Genomic DNA, 25339 nt, shown 5'->3' with positions numbered 1-25339 from the left:
ATTTCTATCCGTTGATTGACTCGTTTATATGATGCGGAAGTTATCCGCCATCACGCAGCGGCGCTTGCGGGTGTAGCTGCGGGCGGAGGTGATGCCCTCGCCCGTGGGGCCCGCGATGGTGAAGGTGGTATGTCCTTCCCCGCCGAAGCCGATGCCCGCGTAGGACGGGGCGTTCTTGACGAAGATGGTGGTTTCCACCGCCTTGGCGAACCGGCTGAGATGATCCACATTCTTGGAATGCATGTGGGCGGTGTGCCGGTTGCCGTGCTCGGCCTTGACGGCCAGGTCGATGGCCTCGTCGATGTCCCCCACCCGCACGATGGGCAGGATGGGCATCATCAGCTCCTCCTGCACGAAGGGATGGCCGAAATCCGTCTCGCAGATGAGGCAGCGGATTTCCTTGTCCGCCTTGACCCCGATCATGGAAAGCAGCACGTCGGCGTCCCGGCCCACGCACTTGCGGTTGATGACGCGGCGCATTTTGCCGGTTTTCTTGTCCTCCTGATCGACCAGGACGATCTGGGCCAGGGCGTCGGCCTGTTCGGCGCTCATGAGATAGGCGCCGTTCTGCCGCATGTAGTGGATCAGCTCGTCGGCGATATTCTGGAAGGCGAAAACCTCTTTTTCCGCGATGCAGGGCAGGTTGTTATCGAAGGTGCAGCCGTCGATAATGTCCTTGGCGGCCTTGCGGATGTCGGCGGTGTCGTCCACGATGACGGGGGGATTGCCCGCGCCCGCGCCGATGGCCTTCTTGCCGGAGGAGAGCACCGCCCGCACCACGCCGGGACCGCCGGTGCAGACCAGCAGCTTGATAGCGGGATGGGTCTGCATGACCTTGGCGGTCTCCATGGTGGGCTTGGCCACCGAGCAGACCAGGATTTCGGGGCCGCCCGCCGCCTTGGAGGCCCGGTTGACCAGGTCGACGGCGTAATTCGAGGTGGCAATGGCGTGAGGGTGAGGGTTGAAGACCACGCCGTTGCCCGCGGCCACCATGCCGATGCTGTTGCACAGCACCGTTTCGCTGGGGTTGGTGCTGGGGGTGATGCTGCCCACCAGGCCGAAGGGGGCCATTTCCACGAGGGTCAGGCCGTGGTCGCCGGTACGCGCCTCGGACACGATGTCCTCGGTGCCGGGGGTTTTGTCCGCCACCAGCAGGTGCTTGGCGGTCTTATGCTCCACCCGGCCCATGCCGGTTTCGGCCACGCCCAGGCGGGCCATGGTTTCGGCCTCGGCCCGGGTCAGGCGGCGGATTTCGGTGATGATTTTCTCCCGCTGCTCCACCGTCATCTCTCTGAGGGCCTTATAGCCGGCCGCCGTGGCCTCGATGGCGGCTTCCATACTCTCGAAAATCCCAATGAATTTCCGGCCGCCGTACCCGGTGGCATCCCACTGTGCGGCCGGCGCGGAGGCGTCCGGAAGGCTGCGCAGAACCTGTTCCACGATTTTCTCGATTTGTGCTTCGGAAATTTCAAAAGCCAAGGGTTTCCATCTCCTTTTCAAAAAGCTGCACGCCGTAGTCGCACAGGGCGGTGTCCTGCTCGGCGGAACCGCCGCTGACCCCCAGGCCGCCGACGATGACGCCGCCGCGCATCAAGGGGGCGCCCCCGCCGAAAATCACAATCCGGCCCTGGTTGGTGTGCTGCACCCCGTAGAGGGGGGCGCCGGGCTGGGCCAGCCGGCCCACCTGCTCGGTGGTCATTTTCAGGGAAACCGCCGTGAACGCCTTATTGGAGGCCACGTCCACGCTGGCGATGTATGCGTCGTCGTCCCGCTGGAGGGCGACGGCGTTGCCGCCGGCGTCGCAGACGGCGGCCACCACCCGGAAGCCCTGCTCCCTCGCGCGCAGCCGGAGGGCCCGGCAGAGGGCCGCGGCCTGATCGCAGAAGCCGTCCGCCGTCAGGGCCGAAGCCATGACCGGCGCGGCCGGGGCCGGGGACGGGGCGGGCGTCGTGCGGTCGCAGACGCGGGCCAGAGCGTACAGCAAATCCGACAAGCGGTTCATCCAGGCCAGCACGTCGCGGTTCACGCCGCCGGTCTGGGAGGCGGCCACCGCGCAGCGTTCCGCCCGGCGGGCCACGGCGCGGGCCAGATCCAGGGCCGCGCCGCCCTCTGAACCGCCCGGCAGGATGAAGCCGCTGAAGGGCGGGACGTTTTCCATCAGGGAATCGATGGCGGCTTCCAGCTGCCGCACCTTCTCGCCGGTGGCGAATTTCTGGCCGCCGGCCAGCTCGCCGTTCAGGGCGATGACATGGCCCTGGATCTCCTCCAGCAGAGGGGCCAGGGAGGCCGGGGCCTTCCGCTTGGCCACCCCCAGGGCCGACGTGAACTCGTCCAGGGTGCCCAGCAGCTCGAAAATCGGGCTGTTCTTGGGGATATTCATCCGGGTGATGGTACTCGCCCGGCCGCCGTCGCCTTTTTTCGTATAGAGTTCCATGCCGCTGCGCGTCACCTCCTTCGCGGGGGACATTCCCCCCTAGTTTCATACCGTCTTTTCCATGGTTCATGCGTCGTCCGCCAGCGCCAGGCCCAGAGCCACGGCGCTGTGTGGGGGCAGAAAGCCCAGCAGGTTGGCCCGGCCGGTGGTGATCCGGTAGGCCATCAGGTGCTCGGCCAGCAGATCGGCGATTTCGAAGTCCTGGGAGCTGCCGCCCACCAGGGCTACCGAGCCGATTTGCCGCAGATCGCCGTCCGGCGCCACCCGGCGCAGGGCCCGTTCCGCGTTGGCGATAAACACCTTGCGCTTGGCTTCCCGCCGCACCAGGGCGATGCGGTCGATGCTCAGCCGCTTGGAGGAGCGGACAGGCACCAGGGTATCCCCGGCCACGATGACCACCCGGGCAAACAGCTCGGGGGGCAGCGGCTCGCTGACGAACTTGACGCTGCCGTCCTCAAAGCGGAGGAACAGCAGGCCCTCCACCTTGGCCAGGGGGTATTTCTTGATAAGCTCCGCCGTGTCCCGGTCGTGCAAATCCAGCTCGAGGTCGATGATCCGGGTGACCATCTCCCCCGCGCCCGCGTGGTGGACAGCGGTGATCGCGCCGTTTTCGTCGATGAGCGCCGCGTCGGTGGATCCGCCGCCCAAGTCCAGGATGGCCAGGGGAACGCCGGCGCCGGGGGTGGTCATGGCGCCCTTAAGGGCCATTTCGGCCTCCCGGCCCGCCACACGGACGAAAATCCCCGTCCGGCGGGACAGCTCCTCGGCGATAGCCTGCATGGGCAGACGGGAGGTCTGCACCATGGCGGCGAGCATCACCACGTTTTCCATGGCCGATTCCCCGGCCAGGCCGCCGGCCACCTCCACCGACGAAAAGGTATCGGCGGCCAGCATATCCACGATATGCAGCTCCTCCGGGGACTGGCCGGTCAGGGAGGCCATGCCGGCCTTCACCCGGGAGAGGAGGGCGCCCGCGTTGGTGTTGGGCTCTCCGGTAATGTCCCGGATGTCGCCCGCCTGGGCGACGGCCTTCATCAGGGCGTCCGCCCCGGCGTTCACGTCCAGGCGGGCGCGGCCGCGGTCGCCCTGGATGTCCACGGTGCCGGCGGGGATTTTGCTGACCTTGACGCTGGCCCCCTCGGCGCGGAGCACCACGCCGGAGCGGCAGCCGATGAGGCTGCGGGCCACGGGGATGGCGTCCCGGGTTTCCTGCGGCGTGAGGCCGAACAGGCCGGCCAGGCCGTAGGGATTGGAGAGGGTCTTGACGCTCTCGCCGTTTTTCGCCACCTCCACGGCGGCGGGGACGCCGGGCTCCACCTTTTCGAGGTGGGCCACCTCGTCCACCACCGGGATGGGGGTTTTCAGCCGGTTGGCAATCAGCACGCCGTCGTCCTTCCGGCAGATGGCGGCCACCACCCGGCAGCCGGCGGGGGCGTTGTTCAGGATTTCCGCCGCCCGGTAATAGGGGCAGTCCCCGTCCACCAGGGCCACCACGTCGCCGGAGGCTTCGGCCAGCCGGGCGATGGGGACGGTTTTCCCCACGGCCAGCCCCTCGCCCCCGGGGGTGTCCGGGTTATGGCCGATCATGGCGGAGCCGATGACGGTGGTTTCGCTGACCGTGTCCATGGACAGGTCGCTGATGACCGGAGCCGCCTGGTTGAGGCGGATCTGCGCCACGTCAGCGTAGGCAAGCCCCGCCGCCCGCAGCGCCTCGTCCAGGGCCTCCAGACAGCCCTTCGCGTTATCGGGGGTGCCCTTGACGCCGGTGGTGGCGGTCATGGCGCCGGCCAGATAGCGGCTTTCGCCGTCCAGCTTTTCCAGCAGGACGGCCTCGGTGGTGGAATTGCCGATGTCGATGCCCGCCACCACGCGCCCGGCACGTGCCATGTCTCCACCACCTTTCTGTCAGCCGGGGAGCAGAATGCCCCGTTTCTCATAAATCTCCAGCGCTTCCCGCACCAGGCGGGCGCACATGGCCGCGCCGTAGTCATTCTCCAGGGTGGCGGCCATCTGCTCAAGCTGGGCCTTGGTGGCCCGGTTGGGCCGCAGGAGGTCGTACATCTCAATAACCTTATCGTCGGGCACGGCGGTCATTTCCGCCGCCCGGCGGAGGTTTTCGGCCATCTGCTTTTTTCCCGCGCTTTCGGCCACGTCGGCCTGGCAGAGGAGCATGTCCCGGGAAATACGCAGATCCTCGCCGGTAATGGCCCCGCTGCGCACGGCCTCCATGGTGATGGCCTCCATCGGTTTGCCGGTGGGGGTGCGCACCACCTCGGGGTGCTTCTCAAGCAGCGGGTAATCCGCGGCGGTGAAGCGGCCGGCGTGGGCGGCGGGGGCCGGAGCGCCGCCGGTCTGTTCCAGGAGCTCGCGGGTGATTTTCGCCACCAGCGCCTCCATCGCGTCAGCCATGCCAGGTCACCTCCAATTCCACGGGGGGAGCGCCTTCCACGATATGCTCCGTCTCCTTAATATGGAGGATGGCGGCCCGGGCCTGGAATTTGGGGCGCACCATAAAGTCGTTGGCGACCGCCACCGGCACCGGGGACTGGCCCTTGGCGTACCGGGCGGCGTTCTTGCCGATTTGGCGGTAAATCTCCAGGGTGATGAGGGGGGCCTGGGGGAACAGCTCCAGGTTGGTCAGGGGGAAGAGATCCTTCTGATGGATGACCGCCGTGCCCTTGGACTGGATGCCGATGCCGATGCCCGAGCCGCTGAGCTTAGCGGCCCGCTGGGCGATGAAGGACACGTCCGAGATGTCGCGGAAGCGGACAAACCGGGCGCGCAGCCCTTCCTCCTCGATGCCGGCGCTCAGCTCCCGCAGCACGTCGGCATGGGCCAGGCCGCCGATGGTTTTCACCTGGGAGAGGGCGAAGGCCGGGGCCACGCCGATGACCACCTCGTCCGGGGTGACGCCGGGCTTGGCCTCCTCCCCGTCGCGGACAGTCATGAACAGGCCGTCCGTCCGGGGCGCGGCGGGAGCGGTTTCCCCCGCCCGCAGGGTCTCGAGCACCTTTTCGGTGACGAGGGCGACCAGTTCTTCATTGAGTTCCATGGCTTCGCCCTCCTTACTGAATCGACGCGCAGTCAAAGGCCTGCGGGATGTTTTTGACCCGTTCCCATTCCGCCCCGTCCAGGCGGTAGCCGGTGCCGGGGCCTTGGTAGGTGTTCGGGTTGTTGACGCTGCTGTGCACGTGGAAATCCTTGTCCAGGATGGCCGCCGTGTGCAGGTAATCGCCGGAGACCCGCTGCTTGAGCATTTCGAGCAGGGAGGCGGCGATGTCGGAAAAGCCGGAGGCGTCCAGGGCCTTGACCACGTCCAGGCCGCCGATTTCGCCGTCCTGGATCCGCTTGGCGGCCTTGAGGTCCTCGTTGACGTCCCGCAGGGCGGTGACGTCCTTGCTGCCGTTGGCCAGGACGTTCTGCTCCACTTCCTCGTCGGAAACGGGCGGGAAGCCCAGCCGGTCGAACACAGCCTGCATGGCCTTGGCGGCCCGCAGCCGCACGGCGTGCACGGCCTCCTCCGTCACCGGACGCAGGCCGCCGTCCACCTTCAAGTCCCGCTGGAGGATGTTGTAATCGTCGAAGTCCTCCGCGTCGAAGTTGGAGCCGGCGAACATGTTGTCGTAGTTGGGCACCGAGCTGTAGCCGGAGAAGATGAAGTCGGTGCCGGGGAGCATCTGCATCAGCATCCGGGCGGTGCGCCGGATGTCCGAGTGGGAAAAGCTCTGGTCATTGCCGGAGGCGACCTCCAGGCCGAGCATGGCGGCCAGCAGGTTCTCCGCGAGCACCTCCCGGATGCCGGAGGGCACCGCGCCCACCAGGCCGATGCAGCTGATGGATCCGTTCTGGGTGCCCTGCACGCCGCCGCCCTTGATCATCAGCAGGCAGCGGGCCTCCAGGTAGAGCATGGATTTCTTCTCCGCGTGGCCCATGAGGGCCTCGCTGCCCGATCCGGAGGTGCAGCGCATCTTCATGCCGCGGGACGCGTAGGCCGCGGCGAGGAAGGTCTTGGAATACGGGGTGTCGTCCCCGTCGATAAACACTTTTTCGGTGCCGTAAACCGAGATGGTTTCCGCGTAGGTGGTCAGGCCGAGCATCCCGAGCTTCAGCTCGGTGGCCTCCTCCACCGCGCACTGGGAGAGCACGCCAGGGCGGCCGCACTGGGATCCGACCAGAAGCCCGAGGGCGCACAGCGGCGCGTACCGGGCGATGCCCACCGTGGTTTCGGTTTCGGCGAAGCCGCGCAGGGCGGCCTCCGCCGCGTCGCAGGCGATTTGCACCGGGTTATCCCGCAGGTTGGTGACATGGCACTGGTTGGAGGGGGTGCTGCGCTCCCGCATCTTCTGCATGGCCATCATCATTTCCACCACGTTCATGTGGCGGAGCACCTCGCACAGCCGGGCGGGGGTCATGCCCCCGGCCAGCCGGTTGATGACCGTTTTGTCCACGTGGATATCCACCAGCATCCGGGCCATCTCCAGCGGGTCGACGGCCATGGCCTCCTCGGCGGCGTCCAAATCGATGGCGTGATCCGCGAGGAACGCGTCCATGAAGTCGAAATCCGCCCGGGCCTTGCCGTCCATCTCCACGATCCGGCCGTTCTCCATACGCAGGGAGGACGGCGGATCATAGGGGGATTCCATGGCCGCGATGCCCGCCTCCGGCCATTCGGTGACGAAACCGTCTTGATTTACGGGGCGCTGTGCCAGCGCCTGGAACCGTTTGCTTTGCGGCACAAACACCACCTCCTGTGGGGGTTAGCACCCCCACTCTAAAAATCCTTTCAGGATTTTTCCGCCCCCGCTATGGACGTACATCCTGAAACCTGTGGGGGATAAATCCCCCACTCTAAAATCCTTTCAGGATTTTTTCACCCCCGCTATGGAAGCAAATCCTGAAACCCGTGGGGGGCTACGATAAATCCCCCACTCTAAAAATCCTGTCTTACTTCTTCAGCTCGGCGAGAACCTTGCGGGTGATTTCGGCCACCAGGTCGTCGCTGACGTCGGCCGGGGCGGCAGAGCCGCAGGAGCAGGAGGCGGAAGTGCCGGCGGGCAGGTTCTGCTTGCACTTGCAGTTTTCGGTGCCCAGGTTGGGGCACTTCTTGCAGCCCGGGTGCTTGCCGGGGATCTGCATCTTCACCCGCAGTTCCATCAGCTTGGCCAGCTCGTCGCAGGTCAGCTCGTTCTGGTTGCCCAGCTGCTGGGCCATGAGGGCGATTTTCGCGGAGAACTCCACCTCTTCCATGACGAAGAAGGCTTTGGTCAGGTTGCAGCCGACGGTCAGAGCGCCGTGGTTCTGCAGCAGGAAGGCGTCGTGGGTCTGGATGTAGGGCTCCAGGGAATCCGGGATTTCCATGGTGGAGGGGGTGCCGTATTTGCAGATCGGCACGTCGCCCAGCACCAGGATAGCCTCGGGCAGGAGGTACTTATCCAGCGGGATGCCGGCCACGGCGTAGGCGGTGGCGGTCGGCGGATGGGCGTGCACCACGGCGTTCACGTCCGGGCGCTCCCGGTAGACGCGCATATGCATTTTGATTTCGGAGGAGGGGTTCAGCTTGCCCTCCAGCTTGTTGCCGTCGGCGTCGATTTTGATGATCATGTCGGGGGTCATGAAGCCCTTGGACACGCCGGTGGGGGTGCAGTAATATTCGTTCTCGCTGACCTTGACGGAGATATTGCCGTCGTTGGCCGCGACGAAGCCGTTCATGTAAATCCTCCGGCCGATTTCGCAGATTTCCTTTTTGATTTCATAGGGTGACATCATGATGAACTTCTCCTTTTCCTTTATATCAATGGCTATGGATGACGGATTTCGCCAGGGTTTCCGTGTCCTGTGCGATCATGTATTCCTCGTCGGTGGGGATGACGAAGGTGCGCACCCGCGCGCCGGGGGCCGAGATGTCCCCCGCCTCGCCCCGGGGCAGGGAGCTGTTGGCCCCCTCATCCAGGGCGATGCCCAGATAATCCATGCCCGCGCAGACCTGGCGGCGCAGCCCCGCGTCGTTTTCCCCGATGCCGGCGGTGAAGACCAGGGCGTCGATGCCGTTCATCTCCGCGACGTAGGCACCGATATACTTCTTGATGCCGTGCACCAGGATGCGGATGGCAAGCCCCGCGCGGTAATGGCCCTGCGCGGCGGCCTCGCAGACGTTGCGGGAATCGTTGGACAGGCCGGAGACCCCGAGGAGACCCGACTGCCGGTTAAGCATGTCCTCCACCTGCTCCCCGGTCATGCCCTCATGCTCGATGAGGTACGGGATGATGGTGGGGTCGATGCTGCCCGACCGGGTGCCCATGAGAATGCCCTCCTGCGGGGTGAAGCCCATGGAGGTATCCACCGCCCGGCCGCGATCCACCGCCGTGATGGAGGAACCGTTGCCCAGGTGGCAGGTGACGATTTTCAGCTCGGACAGGGGGCGGCCCATTCTTTCGGCCGCCTTGCCGGAGACATACCGGTGGGAGGTGCCGTGGAAGCCGTACCGGCGGATCCGCTTCTCCTCATACAGCCGGTAGGGCAGCGGGTAGATATAGGCCTTGTCCTCCATGCCCGCGTAGAACGCGGTGTCGAACACGCCGACCTGGGGGGTGTCCCCCATCAGGCGGCGGCAGCCCTGCATCCCCTTGATGGCGGGAGGGCCGTGGAGGGGGTTGATGCTGACGATGGATTCCAGATAGGCGATGACCTCGTCGTCGATGAGGGTGGAGGCCTTGTACTTCTCGCCGCCGTGGGCCACCCGATGACCCACCGCGTCGATCTCGCGGATGTCGGCGAGCACCCCGTGGACGGGATCCACCAGCAGATCCAGCACCCATTTCAGCGCGGCCTCGTGATCCGGGAGGGCGGTTTCCACCTTGTAGGGCGGCGCGCCCGCCTTCTTGTGGGTGACGGCGCCGCCGGCGCCGATGCGTTCACAGTTGCCCTTGGCCAGCACATGGCCCGTGTCCATATCAAACAGCTGATATTTCAGGGACGAGCTGCCGGCGTTGACCACCAGAATTTTCATGGGTCTACCCTTCACTACCTTTACAGCAATTTTTCAAACCGGCCGTAAGCCTCGTCGTAAACCTCCGGGCTTTCGGGGGCGTAGTGCTTGAGGGGTTCGGAATCGGCGATGACCCGCCGGGCCTCCTTGAGATCCTTCAGCTCGCCCAGGGCGATGAGCTGGACGGCGATGTTGCCCATGGCGGTGGCTTCGATGGGGCCGGCCACCACCTCGCAGCGGCAGGCGTCGGCCGTCATCTGGCAGAGCAGGCGATCCTTGGTGCCGCCGCCGATCATATGGATGGCCTCATAGGAACGGCCGGTGACCTCCTCGATGGAGCGGCGGGTGTACCGGTACCGCATGGCCAGGCTTTCGTAGATGCAGCGCATGATTTCGCCCCGGGTTTCGGGGACATACTGGCCGGTCTTCCGGCAGAACTCCTGCACCCGGCGGGGCAGGTTGCCCGGCATCTCGAAGCTCGGGTCGTCGGGGTTGATGAAGCACTGGAAGGGCTTGGCGGCCAGGGCCTCCCGCTCCAGGTCGGCGTAGGACACGTCGGCGCCCTCGCGGATCCACTGGCGGCGGGATTCCTGGATGAGCCACAGGCCCATGATGTTCTTGAGGAAGCGCACCGTGCGGCCGTAGCCGCCCTCGTTGGTCAGGTTGTATTTCCTGGAGGTCTCGTTGATGACCGGCGCGGGCAGCTCGGTGCCGAAGAGGGACCAGGTGCCGCAGCTTATGTAAATGAAATCGTCCTGCTGGGTAGGCACGGCGGCCACGGCAGAACCGGTGTCGTGGGTGGCCACGGCGATGACCGGCACCTTCGGGCAGCCCAGCTCCTCGCAGATGGCGTCGGACAGCAGGCCGTAGGTCTGGCCCGCGTCGATGATGGGCGGGAACAGGCGGGTGGGAATGTCCAGCCGCTCCAGCAAATCGAAGGCCCAGTCGCCGGTTTTCGGGTCGAGGCACTGGGTGGTGGACACCTCGGTGTATTCAGCCCGCTTGACCCCGGTGAGCAGGTAGGCGAACAGGTCGGGCATGAGCAGCAGGGTCTCGGCCTGGGCGAGGGTTTCCGGCTCGTCCTGCCGCAGGGCGGCCAGCTGGAAGAGGGTGTTCAGCCGCGCGAACTGGATGCCGGTGCGGCCGTACAGCTCCTGTGCCGGGATGGTCTCGAAGACCTTTTCTATCATGCCCACCGTCCGCTCGTCCCGGTAATGGACGGGGTTGTTCAGCAGGCGGCCCTTTTTGTCGAGGAGGCCGAAGTCCACGCCCCAGGTGTCGATGCCGATGGCGTCGAAGCCGCCCTGGTGCACGGCCTTGGTGATCCCCTGCTTGATTTCGAAGAAGAGGCGCAGCACATCCCAGTGGAACACGCCGCAGACGGTGACCGGGTCGTTGGAAAACCGGTGAATCTCCTGCATGGAGATTTTGCCGTCCTCGTAGGAGGCCAGGATGGCCCGGCCGCTGGACGCGCCGAAGTCGAAGGCCAACACTCGTTTACCGGCCAAGCAGAATCAGCTCCTTTGTCTATAGTGTGATGGCGGCGGTTCAGCCCCGCTGCGACAGCACGTCTTTCTCGTAGGCTTTCACGCTGTCCAGCCAGCCGAGGCCCACGCCCGTGCCGGTCTTCTGGCAGTAGTAATCCCACACCAGGGAGAAGGGCTGGGCCTTGAACTCCTGGACATAGGCCAGGCGGGCGCTGACGTCGCCGTCCCGCTCCAGGGCCTTCATGGTGTCCACCGGCTGGAGCAGGGCTTCCAGCAGGGCCTTGCGGGTGTTGCGGGAGCCCACGACCCAGGCGACGATCCGGTTGATGGAGGCGTCGAAGTAGTCGGTGGCGATATACACCCGGTCAAGGGCGTCCATGCGGACGATTTCGTCCATGATGGCGCGGGTCTCGTCGTCGAAGGCGACCACGTGGTCAGAGTCCCAACGCACGGGGCGGGACACGTGGAGCAGCAGCTTATCCTTGAAGGTCAGCATGGAGGACAACTTGGCGCTGACCACCTCGGTGGGGTGGAAATGGCCGGTGTCGAAGGTGACCAGGACGTTCGGCCGGCTCATGGCGTAGCACATATAGAACTCGTGAGAGCCGACGGTGTAGCTTTCGGCCCCGATGCCGAAGACCTTGCTCTCCACCGCGTCCACCACGCCGGGGATGTCCTTGGCGAAGATCTGGTCGTAGCTGTCCTTCAGGCGCTGACGGGGGGCCAGGGTATCCACCGGCACCTCCTTGGACCCGTCGGGGATCCAGTGGTTGATGACGCAGGGCTGGCCGGTGCGCGCGGCGAAGTAGCCGCCGATTTCCCGCACCCGCAGGTCGTGCTCAATCCAGAAGCGGCGCACCTTGTCGTCCGCGGCGGAAAGGGTGCCGTTCTCGCTCAAGGGGTGGGAGAAGAAGGTGGGGTTGAAATCCAGGCCGTAGCCCTTCTCCACCGCCCAGTCGGCCCAGGCGGCGAAATGCTTGGGCTCCAGGGCGTCGCGGTCCACGTATGTATCGCACTCGTTATAGCTGGCGTGGATGTTGATCTTCTTCGCGCCGGGGACGAAGCCCAGGGCGAAATCCATGTCGGCGCGCAGCTCCTCGGGGGTGCGGGCCTTGCCGGGATAGTTGCCGGTGGTCTGGATGCCGCCGGTCAGGGCGCCGCCGGTTTTCTCGAAGCCGGCCACGTCGTCCCCCTGCCAGCAGTGAATCGAAATCGGCGTTTTGTCGCACAGCTCCATGGCTTTGTCGACGTCCACGCCGTATTGGGCATACAACTCCTTGGCCACCTCGTAGCCTTTCTGCAAATCGTACATATGTCCAGTCCTTTCTGCGGTTTGATTTTTCAGCTCATTTTTGGTATACTCCGATTATAGTATAGAAAGCGTATTTCGTCTATAACTGGCGTGAAAATCGATAAATGCGCAATACATTTCGTTGTTTTTTGCATTTTCGCTCACAAATAATCAAACGGAAGCGGGTTGGAGCCTATGCTGCCCCTCGAACGGCAAAACAAAATTCTGGAGATTCTATCCAAGAAACAGGCGGTGACGGTGGACGAGCTGTGCGCCCGGCTGTATTCCAGCGGGGCGACCATCCGGCGGGATTTGCAGGCGCTGGAAAGCAACGGCCTGCTGCGCCGCACCCACGGCGGGGCGGTGTTCGTGGACGGGAACGCCCGGGACTTCCCCCTGACCATGCGGGAGACCGAAAACCTCATCCCCAAATCCATCATCGCCAAGAGGGCCCTGCCCTACATCCACGAGGGGCAGACCCTGTTTATGGACGCGAGCAGCACGGTCTGCCAGCTGGCGGAAAAGCTGACGGGGTTCCAGCATCTGCGGGTGATCACCAACGGTCTGAAAACCGCCAACATCCTGTCGGAAATCGAGGGGGTGGAGGTCTACGGCACCGGCGGGCGGCTGCGGGAAAACGCCAAGAGCTTCGTCGGGCCGCAGGCCATCGAATTCGTCTCCCGGTTCACGGCGGATCTGGCCTTTTTCTCCTGCCGGGGGGTGCATCCCGAAACCGGGGCGACCGACTCGAGCGAGGACGAGGCCAGCCTCAAGCGGATGTACATGCGCAATGCCAAGCGGGTCATCCTGCTATGTGACGCGAGCAAGCTGGGCAAGGAGAATTTCTGCAAAATCGGGTCGCTGGGCGAGGTCTGGAAAATAATCACAAACGTGCAGCTTCCGCCGGAATACGCGCGGGAATGAAAAAAGGAGCTGGACGGGGACACTGGATCGCGGCGGCTCGTAACCATTCGTTGCGTGCGTGTTTACTCCCCGTCCCCTCTTTGGTATATGCCCGCTCGCGGCGGCCCTGTAGGGGCGGGCATCGCCCGCCCGTTTCCCTGGACGGCGGGGCTGTTTCGCGGGCGAGCACTGCTCGCCCCTACCGCCTCTGTCCGAATGGGCGGGGAGACAAAAAAGAGCTTTGCAACCGCTCGCGGCGGCCCTGTAGGGGCGGGCATCGCCCGCCCGTTTCCCGGGGCGGCGGGGCCGTTTCGCGGGCGAGCAGTGCTCGCCCCTACCGTCTCTGTCCGAATGGGCGGGGGACAAAAGAGCTTTGCAACAGATCACGGCGGCCTTGTAGGGGCGGGCATCGCCCGCCCGTTTCCCTGGACGGCGGGGCTGTTTCGCGGGCGAGCACTGCTCGCCCCTACCGCCTCTGTCCGAATGGGCGGGGAGACAAAAAAGAGCTTTGCAACCGCTCGCGGCGGCCCTGTAGGGGCGGGCATCGCCCGCCCGTTTCCCAGGGCGGCGGGGCTGTTTCGCGGGCGAGCACTGCTCGCCCCTACCGCCTCTGTCCGAATGGGCGGGGAGACAAATACAGAAAGCCGACCCCTGCTATTTTCAGCGGGGGCCGGCTTTATCCTTGGGTTATCCGTCCTGTCTCGCGCCACAGTACATGCAGAACACGCTTTCGGCGTCCAGGGTTTTGCCGCAGGAGGGGCAGGTCTTCTTGCCCTTCTCCCCCACCGGCGGCACGGCCGCGGGGGCGGGGGTGCTCGGGATGGACGAGGCGGGCGGCGAATTGGGCTTTACCTGCCCGAAGGGGCTGCTCATATCGAAGGGGTTCCCGTCCTTAAAGGGGTTCTCCACATGGGGTGGCTCCTCGCAGGCAAAGGGGTTCTCCGGGGTCTTCACCTGCACATGGAAGGGATCCGGCGGGGTGAAGGGCGGCTCCTCCGGCGCGCTAGGCGCGGGGGCCGGGCCCTGCACGGGGACGGAGGGCGCGGGAGCGCGGGGCGGCTGCGGCGGCTCTGGCCGGGGCGCGGCGGGCTGCTGCGGCACCGTCGGCGTCGCCGGAGCCGGGCCCTGCGGCGGATAATACCCGCCGGGCTGCGCGGGCGGGGTGGGCTGCTGCGGGGTTTGATAGGTCTGGTAGGCCTGATAGGCCGGCGGCTGCGCCGGGGCCGCGGGGGACTGGTAATACCCGCCCGTCGGGGTGCTGACCGTGCCGAGGATGATCTGCAGCTCGTTCTCCACCGTTTTGGGCAGCCGGTACTGGTTATACGCGCCGATGGCGGTGAAGATCCAGGGGATCCAGCAGGTGAACCAGCCGACGACGAAGCCGATGATTTTATCCGTCCACTGCTCGTCGCTGAAGCTGACGTTGAGGAGGTTGGCGCCGGGCATGAAGTTTATCTTGATGCCCTCGCAGCGGCCGATGACGGTGTTCAGGCCGCCGGTATTCCGGCTGACCTCCAGGCAGGCCCCAGCGCCCACGGGATAGGAACGCACGGCGTAGCCTTTGAGCTGGAAGGAGCGGCCGAGACGGCCGACCACATTCTGCAAATCAAAGTTCTGGGGCAGGGAAAAGGCGATAGGACTGGCCATAAGGTTTCTCTCCATTTCTCCGGCGGATGATGAGGGTTCCGCGGCCTGAGGCTGCCGGGCCGCCCAGGCGGGAATGAACCGACAGAAGGGGGTCGGGTCGGCGGATGACGATGGGCAATCGGGCGTGAAGCCCTGGCGTAAAGCCCTGGCGTGAAGCCCGGGCGCTAAACCAGGGCTAGGCGGTAAGCCGGGCAAACAGGCGGGCGACGGCGGACGCGCCGAAATCCACCCGGATGGCCGGGTCGGGCTGCCAGAACAGGCGGTAGAGGTAAACGGCCAGGAAGGCCGCCCCCAGCAGGATCACCAGGATCTGCCGGGCCCGCTTCCCGCCCGGCAGACGCCAGGCGTCCTGGTGGGCGAGGTACAGCACGGCGGGCGGGACGGCGAACCAGAGCGGGTGATAATAAAACGCGCCGGCGAAGTCCAGACGCACCGCATGGGTGAGGGCGCGGGTCATCCCGCAGCCGGGGCAGGGCACGCCGGTCAGCCACAGAATCGGGCACCGGCCGATGACAAAGGTGTAGAGGAGCAGGGCCGCCGCCAGCAGCAGATGCATGCGGACAAGGCGGCACACACGCGCCCGCCGGCTCTCGGCCAAAGGGGCGCAGACGGGTGGAGATGCCATGCCGCGCACCTCCTTCCATGGCCCGGCCGGCGTCAGCTTAACAGTTGTTTTTCCCGGCTTTTCAGCAGCTCCGCGATCTCCAGGAGCTCGTGGACCGCGGCTTGAAAATCCGGCTCGGAAAAGGCGGCGCACAGGGCCTGCACCCGACGGGACGCGGCGCTCACGCGGGAGGCGATGGCCGCCTCCAGCTCCAGCACCACCGGCATATCGCTGCGCCCGAAGGGGGCGGCGAATTCCCAGCAGGTGCGCAGGGCGACGTAGGCTTTATTCAGCCCCTCCCACTGCCGGGGCGGCAGCAGGGACTGGAGCTCGTGGACGCTGCCGCCCAGCTCCAGCATGCTCAGGGCGATGACCCCGCCGTTCACCTGGGTATCCCGGCGGCGGCGGCGCTTGTTGCGGGTGAGCAGGATGGCCGCCACGGCGGCGGCGTACAGCGCCAGGGCCCCGCCCACCATGGCGGTGAACAACGGGCCGGGCGTCCGCCAGTAGAACAGGGGGGTGAGCACCATGGTCAGCAGGTAATACCCGCCGGTGGCCAGGCACCAGCCCCGGGCGTAGGAAGCGCCGTACCGGCGTTTCAGGTAGGGGTAGAGCAGGACCGTCGTGTCCGCGAAAACGAGCACGACCAGCAGATTGAGCAGGGCCCATGGGAAGTTCCCTATATGGAACCCGGGAGCGGCGGCGAAGGCGATGAAGACCGACGCGCAGTCCACGGCCGCCAACGCCAGGCTTTTGACCAGAAGGAGGGCCGCTCCTCCTCCCGGCACGGATTTCCGTTTCACACTACCACACCGCCCATCCCAAACATCTTACCGATTATTATAGGGGACGGAAAAGGCGGCTGTCAAGGCGGTTTCAGCGTCTTATGGAGTTTCCACGGGTGGAGCAAAGGGGTTTTGGCCAAGATACCGGGCAAAGGCCGCGAAACTGCGGGAGCGGGCCGGGCTAACCGGCGGGGCCGATGGTTTCCCCCGGGGCGCGCTGGTAATCGGTGGGGGTGACGCCTTTGATTTTTTTGAACATGCGGGAAAAATACAGGGGGTCGTTGAAGCCCACCGACCCGGCCACCTCGGCCACCGTGTACCGGCGGCTGCGCAGCAGGGCGCAGGCCTCGCTGATGCGGTATTTCTGCAGAAAATCGTGGGGGGACAGGCCGAACCCGGCCTGAAAGGTGCGGTACAGCTGGCTGCGACTCACCCCCGCGTAGGCGGCCACGTCGCTGACCCCGATGTCGGATGCGTAATTGCGCTGGATGAACCGAACCGCCTGCTCCAGGTAATCCTTGGTGCCGACCGCCGGGGCCTGCCGCTCATTCCGGCGGATCAGCTCGGCCAGAAACAGGTAGAGGTACCCCACCATATCCGCGTCCGCCGCCGGCGTATTGCCGCCGGAGCGGTAGATATGGAGCAGCATCTCCTTCAGCCCCTCGGGATGCGGGGGGCGCAGCACGGGGGTCTCCCGGGAAAAGCCGGCCAGGCTCAGCAAACGGCCCGCTTCGGTGCCGTTGAAGCCCACCCAGCAGTATTCCCACGGCTCCTCCCTATCGGCCGCGTAGCCCGCCACCTGGGAGGGGCAGATGAGGAACAGCTCCCCCTCCGCCAGGGCGTGGGTCCGCCCCGCGCAGGTGAAGGTCCCCCGCCCCGCCGAGACATAGTGCACCAGGTAGTGATCCCGGCTGGCCGGGCCCCAGGTGTGCTGGCCGTCGCACTTCTGATAGCCGGTGTTGTACACCGCCAGGCCCAGGTTCTCCTTGAGGGTGTTTTTGAAGGAATGCTTAAAGCTGTCCACAGCGCCGCCTCCCCGGATTGTTTTCTTCCTATAGTATACCGGGTGATGCAACATTTGTCCATGGATTTGCTAAAATACAGGATGGATGTTCCCGCCGGACAGCTTATAATGATACTATACCCTCTAATTATGAAATCGGCGAAACGCAGAAATGAAGATTCTCTTAAAACGAAAGGAACGATCGCTATGACCGCAGCCGCAGCGCTTATCCAGCGTATCCGGGAGGGGGCCTACGACGCCCTGTTCGCCCGCCTGTACGGCGAGAGCCGGGTGGAGGCCCAGCGCGACCGGTACTGTGAGGCGGCCGCCGCTTTCACCGACACCTTCGGCGAGGCGGAGGAGCTGGTTCTCTTCTCCGCGCCGGGGCGCACCGAAATCGGCGGCAACCACACCGATCACAACCACGGCCGGGTGCTGGCGGCCAGCGTCAACCTGGACGTCATCGCCGTGGCGGCCCCCCGCGCCGATGGGCGCGTCCGGGTCAAGTCCAAGGGGTACGACATGGACGAGGTGTCCCTGGACGACCTGGACGTCCGGGATGCGGAGAAGAACCACTCCGCCGCCCTGGTGCGGGGCACGGCGGCCCGCTTCGCCCAGCTGGGCTATCGGGTGGGCGGCTTCGACGCCTACACCACCTCCGACGTGCTCAAGGGCTCCGGCCTGTCGTCGTCGGCGGCCTTCGAGGTGCTGCTGGGCGCTATCCTGAACCAGCTGTACAACGGCGGGGCCGTGTCCGCCGTGGAGGTGGCGAAAATCGCCCAGTACGCCGAAAACGTCTATTTCGGCAAGCCCAGCGGCCTGATGGACCAGATGGCCTCCTCGGTGGGGGGCATCATCACCATCGATTTTGCCGACACCGACAAGCCAGTTATCGAGACGGTGGATTTTGATTTCGCCGCCGCCGATCATGCGCTGTGCATCGTGGACACCGGGGGCAACCACGCGGATCTGACCCACGAATACGCCGCCGTGCCGGCGGAGATGCGGGCGGTGGCCGCCTCCCTGGGGGTGACCTACCTGCGCGAAACCTCCATGGAGGCGCTGATTCCCGCCATCCCGGCCCTGCGCAAGGCCCACGGGGATCGGGCGGTGCTGCGGGCCATCCACTTCCTGGGGGATAACGAGCGGGTTTCCCGCCAGGTGGCGGCCCTGAACGCCGGGGATTTCGACGAGTTCAAGCGGCTGGTGGTGGAGTCGGGTCACTCCTCCTTCGAGTATCTGCAAAACGTGTACGCGGCCTGTGACGTGGAGTTCCAGGGGCTGAGCCTGGCGCTGGCGCTGGCCCAGCGGGCGCTGGACGGCTGCGGCGCGTGGCGGGTGCACGGCGGCGGCTTCGGCGGCACCACCCAGAATTTCGTGCCCACCGGCAGGCTCGAGGCGTTCCGCGCCCTGATGGAGGGCGTGTTCGGCCCCGGGAGCTGCCATGTGCTGAGCATCCGCCCCCTGGGCGGGATTTGCTTAGACTCTTTGTTATAAGAAAGGACTATATAGAATGGCTGAGCTGCGCAAGCATCCGCTGACCAACGACTGGATCATGATCGCCTCCCACCGGCAGGGACGGCCCCAGATGCCCAAGGATTACTGCCCCTTCTGCCCGGGTTCGGGCAAGGTGCCGGAGGACTACGACGTCTACAAATACGACAACGATTTCCCCGCCCTGTCCCCCAACCCGCCGGCGCCCGACGACGTGGCCACCGATTTTTTCGAGACGGCCCCCTGCTACGGCAAGTGCGAGGTGATCCTCTACTCCCCCCAGCACACCGTCACCCTGCCCGAGCTGCCCACCTCTCACATCGTCAAGCTGGTGAACCTGTGGGTGGAGCGGTACGAGGCGCTGGCCGCCGACCCGCAGATTAAGTACGTGTTCATCTTTGAGAACCGGGGGGACGTGGTGGGGGTGACCATGCCCCATCCTCACGGCCAGATTTACGGCTACCCCTTCCTGCCCAAGAAGCTGGAGCTGGAGGTGGAAAACGCCCGGGCGTACCAGCAGGAGAAGGGCCGCTGCCTGTTCTGCGACATGCTGGACGCGGAGGTGGCCGACGGGCGGCGGGTGATTTTCCGCACCGAACATTTCACGGTGTTCCTCCCCTTCTTCAGCGAATACCCTTACGGCGTGTACATCATGAGCAACGCCCACCGGTCGAATATCGCCCAGTTCACCCCGGAGGAGCGGGAGGATCTGGCCGAGGTGCTGCGGCGCACCACCGGGATGCTGGACAGCCTGTTCGGCTTCAAGTTCCCCTACATGATGTGCATGTACAACGAGCCGGTGAACGGCGAGGACGTGTCCGCGCTGTTCCATTTCCACATCGCGTTCTATCCCCCCATGCGCAGCGCGGACAAAATCAAGTACAACGCTTCCAGCGAAACCGGCGCGTGGGCCCACTGCAACCCCACCTGCCCGGAGGAGACCAGCAAAGAGCTGCGCGCCGCCTACGAGCGGTTCATGAACCAATAGTAGCGAAAAAAGGGCCCCCGCCGGTTTGGCGGGCTATACAAGCAAAAGCGCGGGAGCCATGACGGCTTCCGCGCTTTTGGTTTATTTCGCTTTTTCCACCTTGTTGAAAATGTCCTGGGCCTTCTGGTTGGTGGTCTCCAGCAGGAAACGGCCGTTGCGTTTGAAATCCTTGACGGTGGAGGCGTAGTCCTTCTGGGCCTTCTCCAGGGCCTCCTCCGACTCGTACATATAAATCTTCACCGTCTCGTCCCCGATTTTGAACATGGTGCCGGCGGTGGCGCCGACGGCGGCGAACAGAGGCTCGGTGGCGTCCGCCACGGAATGCCCCGCGTCCTCGAAGGCCTTGGTGAAGTGATCCAGGGTCCGGCTGTCCGTTTCCTTCTTGCTGCAGCCCGCCATGGCCAGCAGCAGCAGCCCGGCGAGCAGGCCGATGGCCAAGCGTTTGATGATCTTCATACGCGTGTTCCTCCTAAAACAATGGTTTATTGGTAGCCTGCCCCAAAGCCGCGCCGGCATGCATCCAAAAAATTTTTCTTAAACCTATTGACAAATGAACAGATGTGCATATAATAATAAATGAACGATGGTTCATATGTTTACACAAGGAGGCAACGCGAATGGTCGACAGCAACGGCGTGGAGCGCTGCGAATTCATGCACGCCCACGAGGACATCATCGACAAGGTCAACCAGGAGATGCCGGAGGAGGAAATCCTCTACGACCTGGCGGAGCTGTTCAAGATTTTCGGGGACAGCACCCGCATCAAGATTCTGTACGTGCTGCTGGAGGCGGAAATGTGCGTGTGCGACATCGCCCAGCTGCTGAACATGAACCAGTCGGCCATCTCCCACCAGCTGCGGGTGCTCAAGCAGAGCCAGCTGGTCAAGTTCCGCCGGGAGGGCAAAACCGTGTTCTACTCCCTGGCGGACGGGCACGTGCGCACCATCCTCAGCCAGGGCATGGAACACCTGGCGGAGTAAACGCTGAGAAAGGGGATACTCTATGAAAAAACGGTACAATCTGCGCGATCTGGACTGCGCGAACTGCGCGGCCAAGATGGAAAACGCCATCCGGCGCATCGACGGCGTGCGCGACGCGTCGGTCAGCTTTTTGACCCAAAAGCTCACCCTGGAGGCCGACGAGGGCCGCTTCGACGCCATCCTGCGCGAAGCCGTGGCCGTCTGCCGCAAAATCGAACCCGACTGCGTCATCGAGGTGTAAGCCCCATTTTGAAATAAGCGAGGAAACCGCCATGAGCCGCATGACCAAAAAACAGCAGAAAACCCTTTTCCGCATTCTCGCCGGGGCCGTCCTGTTCGCGGCGGCCGTCGCCCTGTCGAAGACCCTGCCGGCCCTGGCGGGCTGGTGGGCGCTGCCGGTGTATCTCGTCCCCTATCTTGTCGTCGGCGGGGACGTGCTGCTGCGGGCCGGGCGGAACATCGCCCACGGCCAGATTTTCGACGAGAACTTCCTGATGGCCATCGCCACCGTCGGCTCCCTGTGCATTGGGGATTTCCCCGAGGCCATCGCCGTCATGCTCTTCTACCAAGTGGGCGAGTGGTTCCAGTCCTACGCGGTGGGGCGTTCCCGCCAGTCCATCGCCGCGCTGATGGATATCCGCCCCGACTACGCCAACGTGGAGGGGCCGGACGGCCTGACCCGCGTGGATCCCGAGGAGGTGGCGGTGGGCGACGTCATCGTGGTCAAGCCCGGCGAGCGGGTGCCCCTGGACGGCGAGGTGCTGGAGGGCCGCTCCCTGCTGGACACCTCCGCCCTGACGGGGGAATCCGTGCCCCGGCAGGCGGCGGCGGGCGACACGGTCATCAGCGGCTGCATCAACCAGACCGGCCTGCTGCGCGTCCGGGTGAGCCGGCCCTATGGGGAATCCACGGTGGCCAAGATCCTCGAGCTGACGGAGAACGCCGGGAGCAAGAAGGCCAAGGCCGAGAATTTCATCACCAAATTCGCCCGCTGGTACACCCCCGTGGTGGTCATCGGCGCGGCGCTGCTGGCCGTGCTGCCGCCCCTCATCCTGGGCGGCGGCTTCGCGGAGTGGCTCCACCGGGCGCTCATCTTCCTGGTCATCTCCTGCCCCTGCGCGCTGGTGATTTCCATCCCGCTGAGCTTTTTCGGCGGCATCGGCGGGGCCTCCCGTCAAGGCATCCTCATCAAGGGCGGCAACTACCTGGAGGCCCTGGCCAAGACCGGCACCGTGGTGTTCGACAAGACCGGCACCCTGACCCGGGGCAGCTTCCGCGTGACCGAATGCCATCCCGTGGGGATGGAGGAGGCCCGGCTGCTCGAGCTGGCCGCCCTGGCGGAGAGCTATTCCGACCATCCCATTTCCCTGTCCCTGAAACGGGCGGTTGACAAACCCGTCGACCCCGCCCGGGTGACCGGGGCGGAGGAGATCGCGGGCCGGGGCGTGCGGGCCGTGGTGGACGGCCGCGCCGTCGCCGCCGGCAACGCCCGGCTGATGGCGGAGCTGGGCGCGGCGTACGAGACGGGCGACATCCCCGGCACCGCCGTGCACGTGGCGGTGGCGTCCGCCGCCACACATGCGGCGGCGTCGGACTGGGTTTACGCCGGGTATCTGGTCATTTCGGACGAAATCAAGCCCGACGCGCCCGAGGCCATCGCGCAGCTCAAGGCCCTGGGGGTGCGCAAAACCGTGATGCTCACCGGCGACGCGCCGGCGGCGGCCGGCCGGGTGGCGGCGGCCCTCGGCCTGGACGAAACCCACGCCGGGCTGCTGCCCGACGGCAAGGTGGCCAAGGTGGAGGAGCTGCTGGCTCGTCCGGCGGAAACCGGGGTGCTGGCCTTCGTCGGGGACGGCATCAACGACGCGCCCGTTCTCTCCCGCGCCGACGTGGGCATCGCCATGGGCGGCCTCGGGTCGGACGCGGCCATCGAGGCGGCGGACGTGGTGCTTATGGACGATCAGCCCTCCAAAATCGCCGCCGCCATCCGCCTGTCCCGCCGCACCCTGCGCATCGTGCGGCAGAACATCGTCTTCGCCCTGGGTGTCAAGCTGCTGTTCCTCGCGCTGGGGGCCTTCGGGCTGGCCAACATGTGGGAGGCGGTCTTCGCCGACGTGGGCGTGTCGGTCATCGCCATCCTCAATGCCACCCGGGCGCTAAGGGGATAAGCAACCCCCGTCCGGAGGCCCTCATGGGGCTTCCGGGCGGGGGTTTGTGCGTCTGCCCGGGGTGGCAATAAAGGACTTGTTCCCAGAGGGAACCCCTATGTCTCTGCCTCACCCTCCGGGGCGCTGCCCCGGGCCCCGCTAGGGGAGGTTGCGTGCCCAACCTCCCCTAAGACCCCAAGGGCAGTCAAGGGGGGCCGACGCAGAAGCAAAGATAAGTAAGCGCCGGCCCCCCTTAACGAACCCCCTCCCCGCGCGGCCAACAGCCTGACCACGGAGAAACCCGGAAAAGGCATCGTTCTCGCGGGGGCGGAACCCCGCGTATTCGTTGGGAGAATCAAGGAAAAGCGGCGGTTTACACGTTTATCTCGCCTCTGCTCAAATGGCTGCGTAACCACTTGTCTATCCAATGGCCGTCCGTATGGGCTCGGCGGCCTAAGCCGGCGAGACCGGCAGCGGCAGAGCGTCCCCCCTTGTCTCTTGATTCTTCTCGTGCAGCGCAGCCCCAGGAGAGTTGGTCGCCCGACTTCCGCAACGTGTGGTCACGCAGGCGCGAGGCGGGGCTGGCAGAAAGCAGAACGCTGCTGCCGCGTGATTATTAGCGGGCGTACCTGCGGCGACATGAGATCTAGAAAGATACCACGTCTCTTGTGGGGTCGGAAGCCCGCAGCGACACAGCGCTTGCCGCGAGCCGCAGCGTCGGCCTCCCCCCGCCGGATGGTTTCCAAAGGCTTTTTCTTTCTCCCCCATCTTTCTTTTTCACGCTCGAAAAAGAAAGATGGGGTGCGGGCGGCTCACAGCCCTAAATAGGGACGCGGGGTGATACCCCGCATACCAACGCAATACCCGATAGGGTCATCCCCCCTGCCCGGCAGGGCTTTTTTTGTTTTCATCCGATGCACACCCACCGCACACAAAACCGACACATGGCCTGCCTACAATAAGGAGGAACAAAAACCGCTAGGGAGGCATTTGCTTGTACATTGTCAAAAACGCCCTGCGCAACCTGCTGCGCTCCAAGGGCCGCAACATCCTCATCGGCCTGATCGTCCTGGTCATCGCCGTGGCCAGCTGTCTCGCGCTCTCCATCCGGCAGGCCGCCGTCACGGCCCGGGAAAGCGGGCTGGAAAACCTGGCCGTCACCGCCCAGATTTCCCTCGACCGCCAGGCCATGATGCAAAAGTTCCAGCAGGGAGGTGGCGACATGAAAGACGCTTTTCAGAACATGACGGCCCTCTCCCTGGAGGAGATGCAGACCTACGCCAAATCCCAGTATGTAAAGGATTTTACCTATACGCTCACCACCTCCCTGAACGCGGGCGAGGGCCTGGAGGCGGTGGACACCTCCGGCTCGTCGGACAGCGGCGACAACGCGCAAGACCAGCAGCCCCCAAACCTGCCGGACGGCGGCATGGGCGGGCGCTTCCCCCTGGAGGGGATGGGCGCGCAGGGGGATTTCACCCTGGTGGGGTATTCCAGCCACAGCGCCATGACCGCTTTTGTGGCCGGCACCTGCCAGGTGACCGACGGCGAAGTGTTTGACGAGGCCGCCGCCGAGCCGGTCTGCCTCATCAGCGACGAGCTGGCCACCCTCAACGGCCTGCAGGTGGGCGATACGCTCGCCCTGGTCAACCCCAACGACGAGACCGAGACCGTCACCCTGACCATCGCCGGCCTCTACCACAACAGCGCCGCCGGGGCGGAGCAGGGCGGCATGATGAAGGGCTTTTCCGCCGCCAGCGACCCGGCCAACCAGGTGTATCTGAGCTATCCCGCCCTCAAGGCCATCACCGACGCGTCCGCCGCCGCGGCCGTCACCTCCACCGACGAGGAGACCGGCGTCACCAGCACCACCGCCCTGCGGGCGCAGACCGCCGGCGTCTATTCCTTCGCGGACACGGCCGCCTACGAGGCCTTCCAGGCCGACGCGCGGGCCATGGGCCTGTCGGAGGACTACGCCGTCACCTCCACCGACGTGGAGGCCTATGAGCAAAGCCTTTTGCCTTTACAGAACCTGAGCAAGTTCGCCGTCTGGTTCCTGCTGGTGGTGCTGCTCATCGGGGGCGTCATCCTCATCGTGTTCCACATCTTCAACATCCGGGAGCGCAAATATGAAATCGGGGTGCTGACCGCCATCGGGATGCGCAAGAGCCGGGTGGCCCTTCAGTTCCTCACCGAGCTGTTCGTCGTCACCTTCGCCTTTCTGCTTCTCGGCACCGCCATCGGCGGCGCGGCGTCGGTGCCGGTGACCAACGCCCTGCTGGCCTCCCAGATTTCCGCCCAGGAGACCCAGCAGGCCAACCGGCAGCAGAACTTCGGCCGGCCCGGCGGCATGGACGGCGGCGGGGCGGACGCGGCCCCGGCCGATCTCCCCACCGGGGGCGGGGGCGGCTTTCGCGGCATGGGCCGCCAGATGGTCAGCTATCTCAGTGACGTGAGCTCGGCCACCGACTGGGTGGTGGTGCTCCAGCTGCTGGGCATCGGGCTGGCGCTGACCCTGCTGTCCGCCTGCGTGGCGGTGGCGGCGGTCATGCGGTACGAGCCGCTGAAAATCCTCTCCGAAAGAGGCTAGA

22 protein-coding genes are annotated in these 25339 nt (G+C 65.2%); 7 read left to right on the top strand and 15 right to left on the bottom strand.

The genetic code is table 11. The features are described from left to right. Positions 1 to 24: 24 nt before the first annotated feature. The 10 genes from ACSAMM_RS03580 to ACSAMM_RS03535 all read right to left on the bottom strand — a co-directional run bounded on the left by ACSAMM_RS03580 (position 25) and on the right by ACSAMM_RS03535 (position 12218). Complete coding sequence (locus ACSAMM_RS03580; RefSeq protein WP_178725369.1) at positions 25 to 1479, bottom strand: aldehyde dehydrogenase; 1455 nt, start codon at positions 1477 to 1479, stop codon at positions 25 to 27. Continuing rightward, positions 1469 to 2434 (bottom strand): cob(I)yrinic acid a,c-diamide adenosyltransferase, encoded by a 966-nt coding sequence (locus tag ACSAMM_RS03575; protein WP_457789822.1) that lies wholly within the window; start codon positions 2432 to 2434, stop codon positions 1469 to 1471. Before ACSAMM_RS03575 ends, ACSAMM_RS03580 begins: the two co-directional genes overlap by 11 nt. Positions 2435 to 2500: 66 nt before the next feature. Beyond that, positions 2501 to 4321, bottom strand: coding sequence for a diol dehydratase reactivase subunit alpha (locus ACSAMM_RS03570; protein WP_178725373.1), 1821 nt, complete (start codon positions 4319 to 4321; stop codon positions 2501 to 2503). A gap of 18 nt (positions 4322 to 4339) precedes the next feature. Continuing rightward, a complete protein-coding gene (locus ACSAMM_RS03565) occupies positions 4340 to 4843 on the bottom strand; it encodes a diol dehydratase small subunit (RefSeq protein ID WP_457789820.1) in 504 nt (167 codons plus the stop codon). Then, a complete protein-coding gene (locus ACSAMM_RS03560; protein ID WP_457789818.1) occupies positions 4836 to 5486 on the bottom strand; it encodes a propanediol/glycerol family dehydratase medium subunit in 651 nt (216 codons plus the stop codon). The genes ACSAMM_RS03565 and ACSAMM_RS03560 overlap by 8 nt, the downstream gene beginning before the upstream one ends. A gap of 13 nt (positions 5487 to 5499) precedes the next feature. Next, the gene (locus tag ACSAMM_RS03555; RefSeq protein ID WP_457789817.1) at positions 5500 to 7170 is read right to left on the bottom strand and encodes a propanediol/glycerol family dehydratase large subunit; all 1671 of its coding nucleotides are present in this window, start codon (positions 7168 to 7170) and stop codon (positions 5500 to 5502) included. Between the two features lie 208 nt (positions 7171 to 7378). Next, positions 7379 to 8200 carry a class II aldolase/adducin family protein gene (locus ACSAMM_RS03550; protein ID WP_457789815.1) on the bottom strand — a complete coding sequence of 274 codons (822 nt, stop codon included), beginning with the start codon at positions 8198 to 8200 and terminating at the stop codon, positions 7379 to 7381. A 25-nt stretch (positions 8201 to 8225) separates the two neighbouring features. Then, positions 8226 to 9440 (bottom strand): acetate/propionate family kinase, encoded by a 1215-nt coding sequence (locus ACSAMM_RS03545; protein WP_178723085.1) that lies wholly within the window; start codon positions 9438 to 9440, stop codon positions 8226 to 8228. Between the two features lie 20 nt (positions 9441 to 9460). After that, positions 9461 to 10927, bottom strand: coding sequence for a rhamnulokinase (locus ACSAMM_RS03540; RefSeq protein ID WP_457789812.1), 1467 nt, complete (start codon positions 10925 to 10927; stop codon positions 9461 to 9463). Positions 10928 to 10967: 40 nt separating this feature from the next. Next, positions 10968 to 12218, bottom strand: a complete 1251-nt coding sequence (locus ACSAMM_RS03535) for an L-rhamnose isomerase (protein WP_457789810.1) — start codon at positions 12216 to 12218, stop codon at positions 10968 to 10970. Positions 12219 to 12392: 174 nt separating this feature from the next. On the opposite strand from ACSAMM_RS03535, the gene ACSAMM_RS03530 reads away from it, so the two are divergent. Then, a complete protein-coding gene (locus ACSAMM_RS03530) occupies positions 12393 to 13121 on the top strand; it encodes a DeoR family transcriptional regulator (RefSeq protein WP_178723092.1) in 729 nt (242 codons plus the stop codon). Positions 13122 to 13787: 666 nt separating this feature from the next. Here the strand turns inward: ACSAMM_RS03530 and ACSAMM_RS03525 are convergent. The 4 genes from ACSAMM_RS03525 to ACSAMM_RS03510 form a co-directional block, all read right to left on the bottom strand. After that, positions 13788 to 14747, bottom strand: a complete 960-nt coding sequence (locus ACSAMM_RS03525) for a zinc ribbon domain-containing protein (RefSeq protein ID WP_457789808.1) — start codon at positions 14745 to 14747, stop codon at positions 13788 to 13790. 175 nt (positions 14748 to 14922) lie between these two features. Further along, positions 14923 to 15372 carry a DUF2752 domain-containing protein gene (locus ACSAMM_RS03520; protein ID WP_457789806.1) on the bottom strand — a complete coding sequence of 150 codons (450 nt, stop codon included), beginning with the start codon at positions 15370 to 15372 and terminating at the stop codon, positions 14923 to 14925. A 32-nt stretch (positions 15373 to 15404) separates the two neighbouring features. Further along, positions 15405 to 16154 carry a hypothetical protein gene (locus ACSAMM_RS03515; protein ID WP_178726026.1) on the bottom strand — a complete coding sequence of 250 codons (750 nt, stop codon included), beginning with the start codon at positions 16152 to 16154 and terminating at the stop codon, positions 15405 to 15407. A gap of 163 nt (positions 16155 to 16317) precedes the next feature. Then, positions 16318 to 17160, bottom strand: coding sequence for an AraC family transcriptional regulator (locus ACSAMM_RS03510; protein WP_457789804.1), 843 nt, complete (start codon positions 17158 to 17160; stop codon positions 16318 to 16320). A gap of 186 nt (positions 17161 to 17346) precedes the next feature. Here ACSAMM_RS03510 and ACSAMM_RS03505 point away from each other — a divergent pair, with 186 nt between their 5' ends. Then, positions 17347 to 18636 (top strand): galactokinase, encoded by a 1290-nt coding sequence (locus ACSAMM_RS03505; RefSeq protein ID WP_457789802.1) that lies wholly within the window; start codon positions 17347 to 17349, stop codon positions 18634 to 18636. 16 nt (positions 18637 to 18652) lie between these two features. Next, a complete protein-coding gene (gene galT, locus ACSAMM_RS03500; RefSeq protein WP_457789800.1) occupies positions 18653 to 19621 on the top strand; it encodes a galactose-1-phosphate uridylyltransferase in 969 nt (322 codons plus the stop codon). Between the two features lie 81 nt (positions 19622 to 19702). Here the strand turns inward: galT and ACSAMM_RS03495 are convergent, their stop codons facing one another. Continuing rightward, positions 19703 to 20077 carry a hypothetical protein gene (locus ACSAMM_RS03495; RefSeq protein ID WP_457789798.1) on the bottom strand — a complete coding sequence of 125 codons (375 nt, stop codon included), beginning with the start codon at positions 20075 to 20077 and terminating at the stop codon, positions 19703 to 19705. A 161-nt stretch (positions 20078 to 20238) separates the two neighbouring features. Between ACSAMM_RS03495 and ACSAMM_RS03490 the strand changes: the two genes are divergently transcribed. From ACSAMM_RS03490 to ACSAMM_RS03475, 4 genes are all read left to right on the top strand, one after another. Beyond that, complete coding sequence (locus ACSAMM_RS03490) at positions 20239 to 20601, top strand: metalloregulator ArsR/SmtB family transcription factor (protein ID WP_178725928.1); 363 nt, start codon at positions 20239 to 20241, stop codon at positions 20599 to 20601. A 22-nt stretch (positions 20602 to 20623) separates the two neighbouring features. Further along, complete coding sequence (locus tag ACSAMM_RS03485) at positions 20624 to 20842, top strand: cation transporter (protein WP_178725931.1); 219 nt, start codon at positions 20624 to 20626, stop codon at positions 20840 to 20842. A 40-nt stretch (positions 20843 to 20882) separates the two neighbouring features. After that, entirely contained in the window at positions 20883 to 22769 is a 1887-nt protein-coding gene (locus tag ACSAMM_RS03480; protein WP_457792141.1) for a heavy metal translocating P-type ATPase, read from the top strand. 973 nt (positions 22770 to 23742) lie between these two features. After that, positions 23743 to 25338, top strand: a complete 1596-nt coding sequence (locus ACSAMM_RS03475) for an ABC transporter permease (protein ID WP_457789796.1) — start codon at positions 23743 to 23745, stop codon at positions 25336 to 25338. Position 25339: the final 1 nt, after the last annotated feature.

The organism is Anaeromassilibacillus sp. SJQ-5 (genome assembly GCF_054108045.1).
Note: the sequence above shows the minus strand (reverse complement) of the source record. Positions and strands in the feature narration are given on the sequence as shown.

Coding starts and splice junctions, on each gene's coding strand:
- ACSAMM_RS03575 (WP_457789822.1), bottom strand. CDS start 2,434: ATGGAACTCTATACGAAAAAAGGCGACGGCGGCCGGGCGAGTACCATC.
- ACSAMM_RS03570 (WP_178725373.1), bottom strand. CDS start 4,321: ATGGCACGTGCCGGGCGCGTGGTGGCGGGCATCGACATCGGCAATTCC.
- ACSAMM_RS03565 (WP_457789820.1), bottom strand. CDS start 4,843: ATGGCTGACGCGATGGAGGCGCTGGTGGCGAAAATCACCCGCGAGCTC.
- ACSAMM_RS03560 (WP_457789818.1), bottom strand. CDS start 5,486: ATGGAACTCAATGAAGAACTGGTCGCCCTCGTCACCGAAAAGGTGCTC.
- ACSAMM_RS03550 (WP_457789815.1), bottom strand. CDS start 8,200: ATGATGTCACCCTATGAAATCAAAAAGGAAATCTGCGAAATCGGCCGG.
- ACSAMM_RS03545 (WP_178723085.1), bottom strand. CDS start 9,440: ATGAAAATTCTGGTGGTCAACGCCGGCAGCTCGTCCCTGAAATATCAG.
- ACSAMM_RS03535 (WP_457789810.1), bottom strand. CDS start 12,218: ATGTACGATTTGCAGAAAGGCTACGAGGTGGCCAAGGAGTTGTATGCC.
- ACSAMM_RS03530 (WP_178723092.1), top strand. CDS start 12,393: ATGCTGCCCCTCGAACGGCAAAACAAAATTCTGGAGATTCTATCCAAG.
- ACSAMM_RS03525 (WP_457789808.1), bottom strand. CDS start 14,747: ATGGCCAGTCCTATCGCCTTTTCCCTGCCCCAGAACTTTGATTTGCAG.
- ACSAMM_RS03520 (WP_457789806.1), bottom strand. CDS start 15,372: ATGGCATCTCCACCCGTCTGCGCCCCTTTGGCCGAGAGCCGGCGGGCG.
- ACSAMM_RS03505 (WP_457789802.1), top strand. CDS start 17,347: ATGACCGCAGCCGCAGCGCTTATCCAGCGTATCCGGGAGGGGGCCTAC.
- galT (WP_457789800.1), top strand. CDS start 18,653: ATGGCTGAGCTGCGCAAGCATCCGCTGACCAACGACTGGATCATGATC.
- ACSAMM_RS03495 (WP_457789798.1), bottom strand. CDS start 20,077: ATGAAGATCATCAAACGCTTGGCCATCGGCCTGCTCGCCGGGCTGCTG.
- ACSAMM_RS03490 (WP_178725928.1), top strand. CDS start 20,239: ATGGTCGACAGCAACGGCGTGGAGCGCTGCGAATTCATGCACGCCCAC.
- ACSAMM_RS03485 (WP_178725931.1), top strand. CDS start 20,624: ATGAAAAAACGGTACAATCTGCGCGATCTGGACTGCGCGAACTGCGCG.
- ACSAMM_RS03480 (WP_457792141.1), top strand. CDS start 20,883: ATGACCAAAAAACAGCAGAAAACCCTTTTCCGCATTCTCGCCGGGGCC.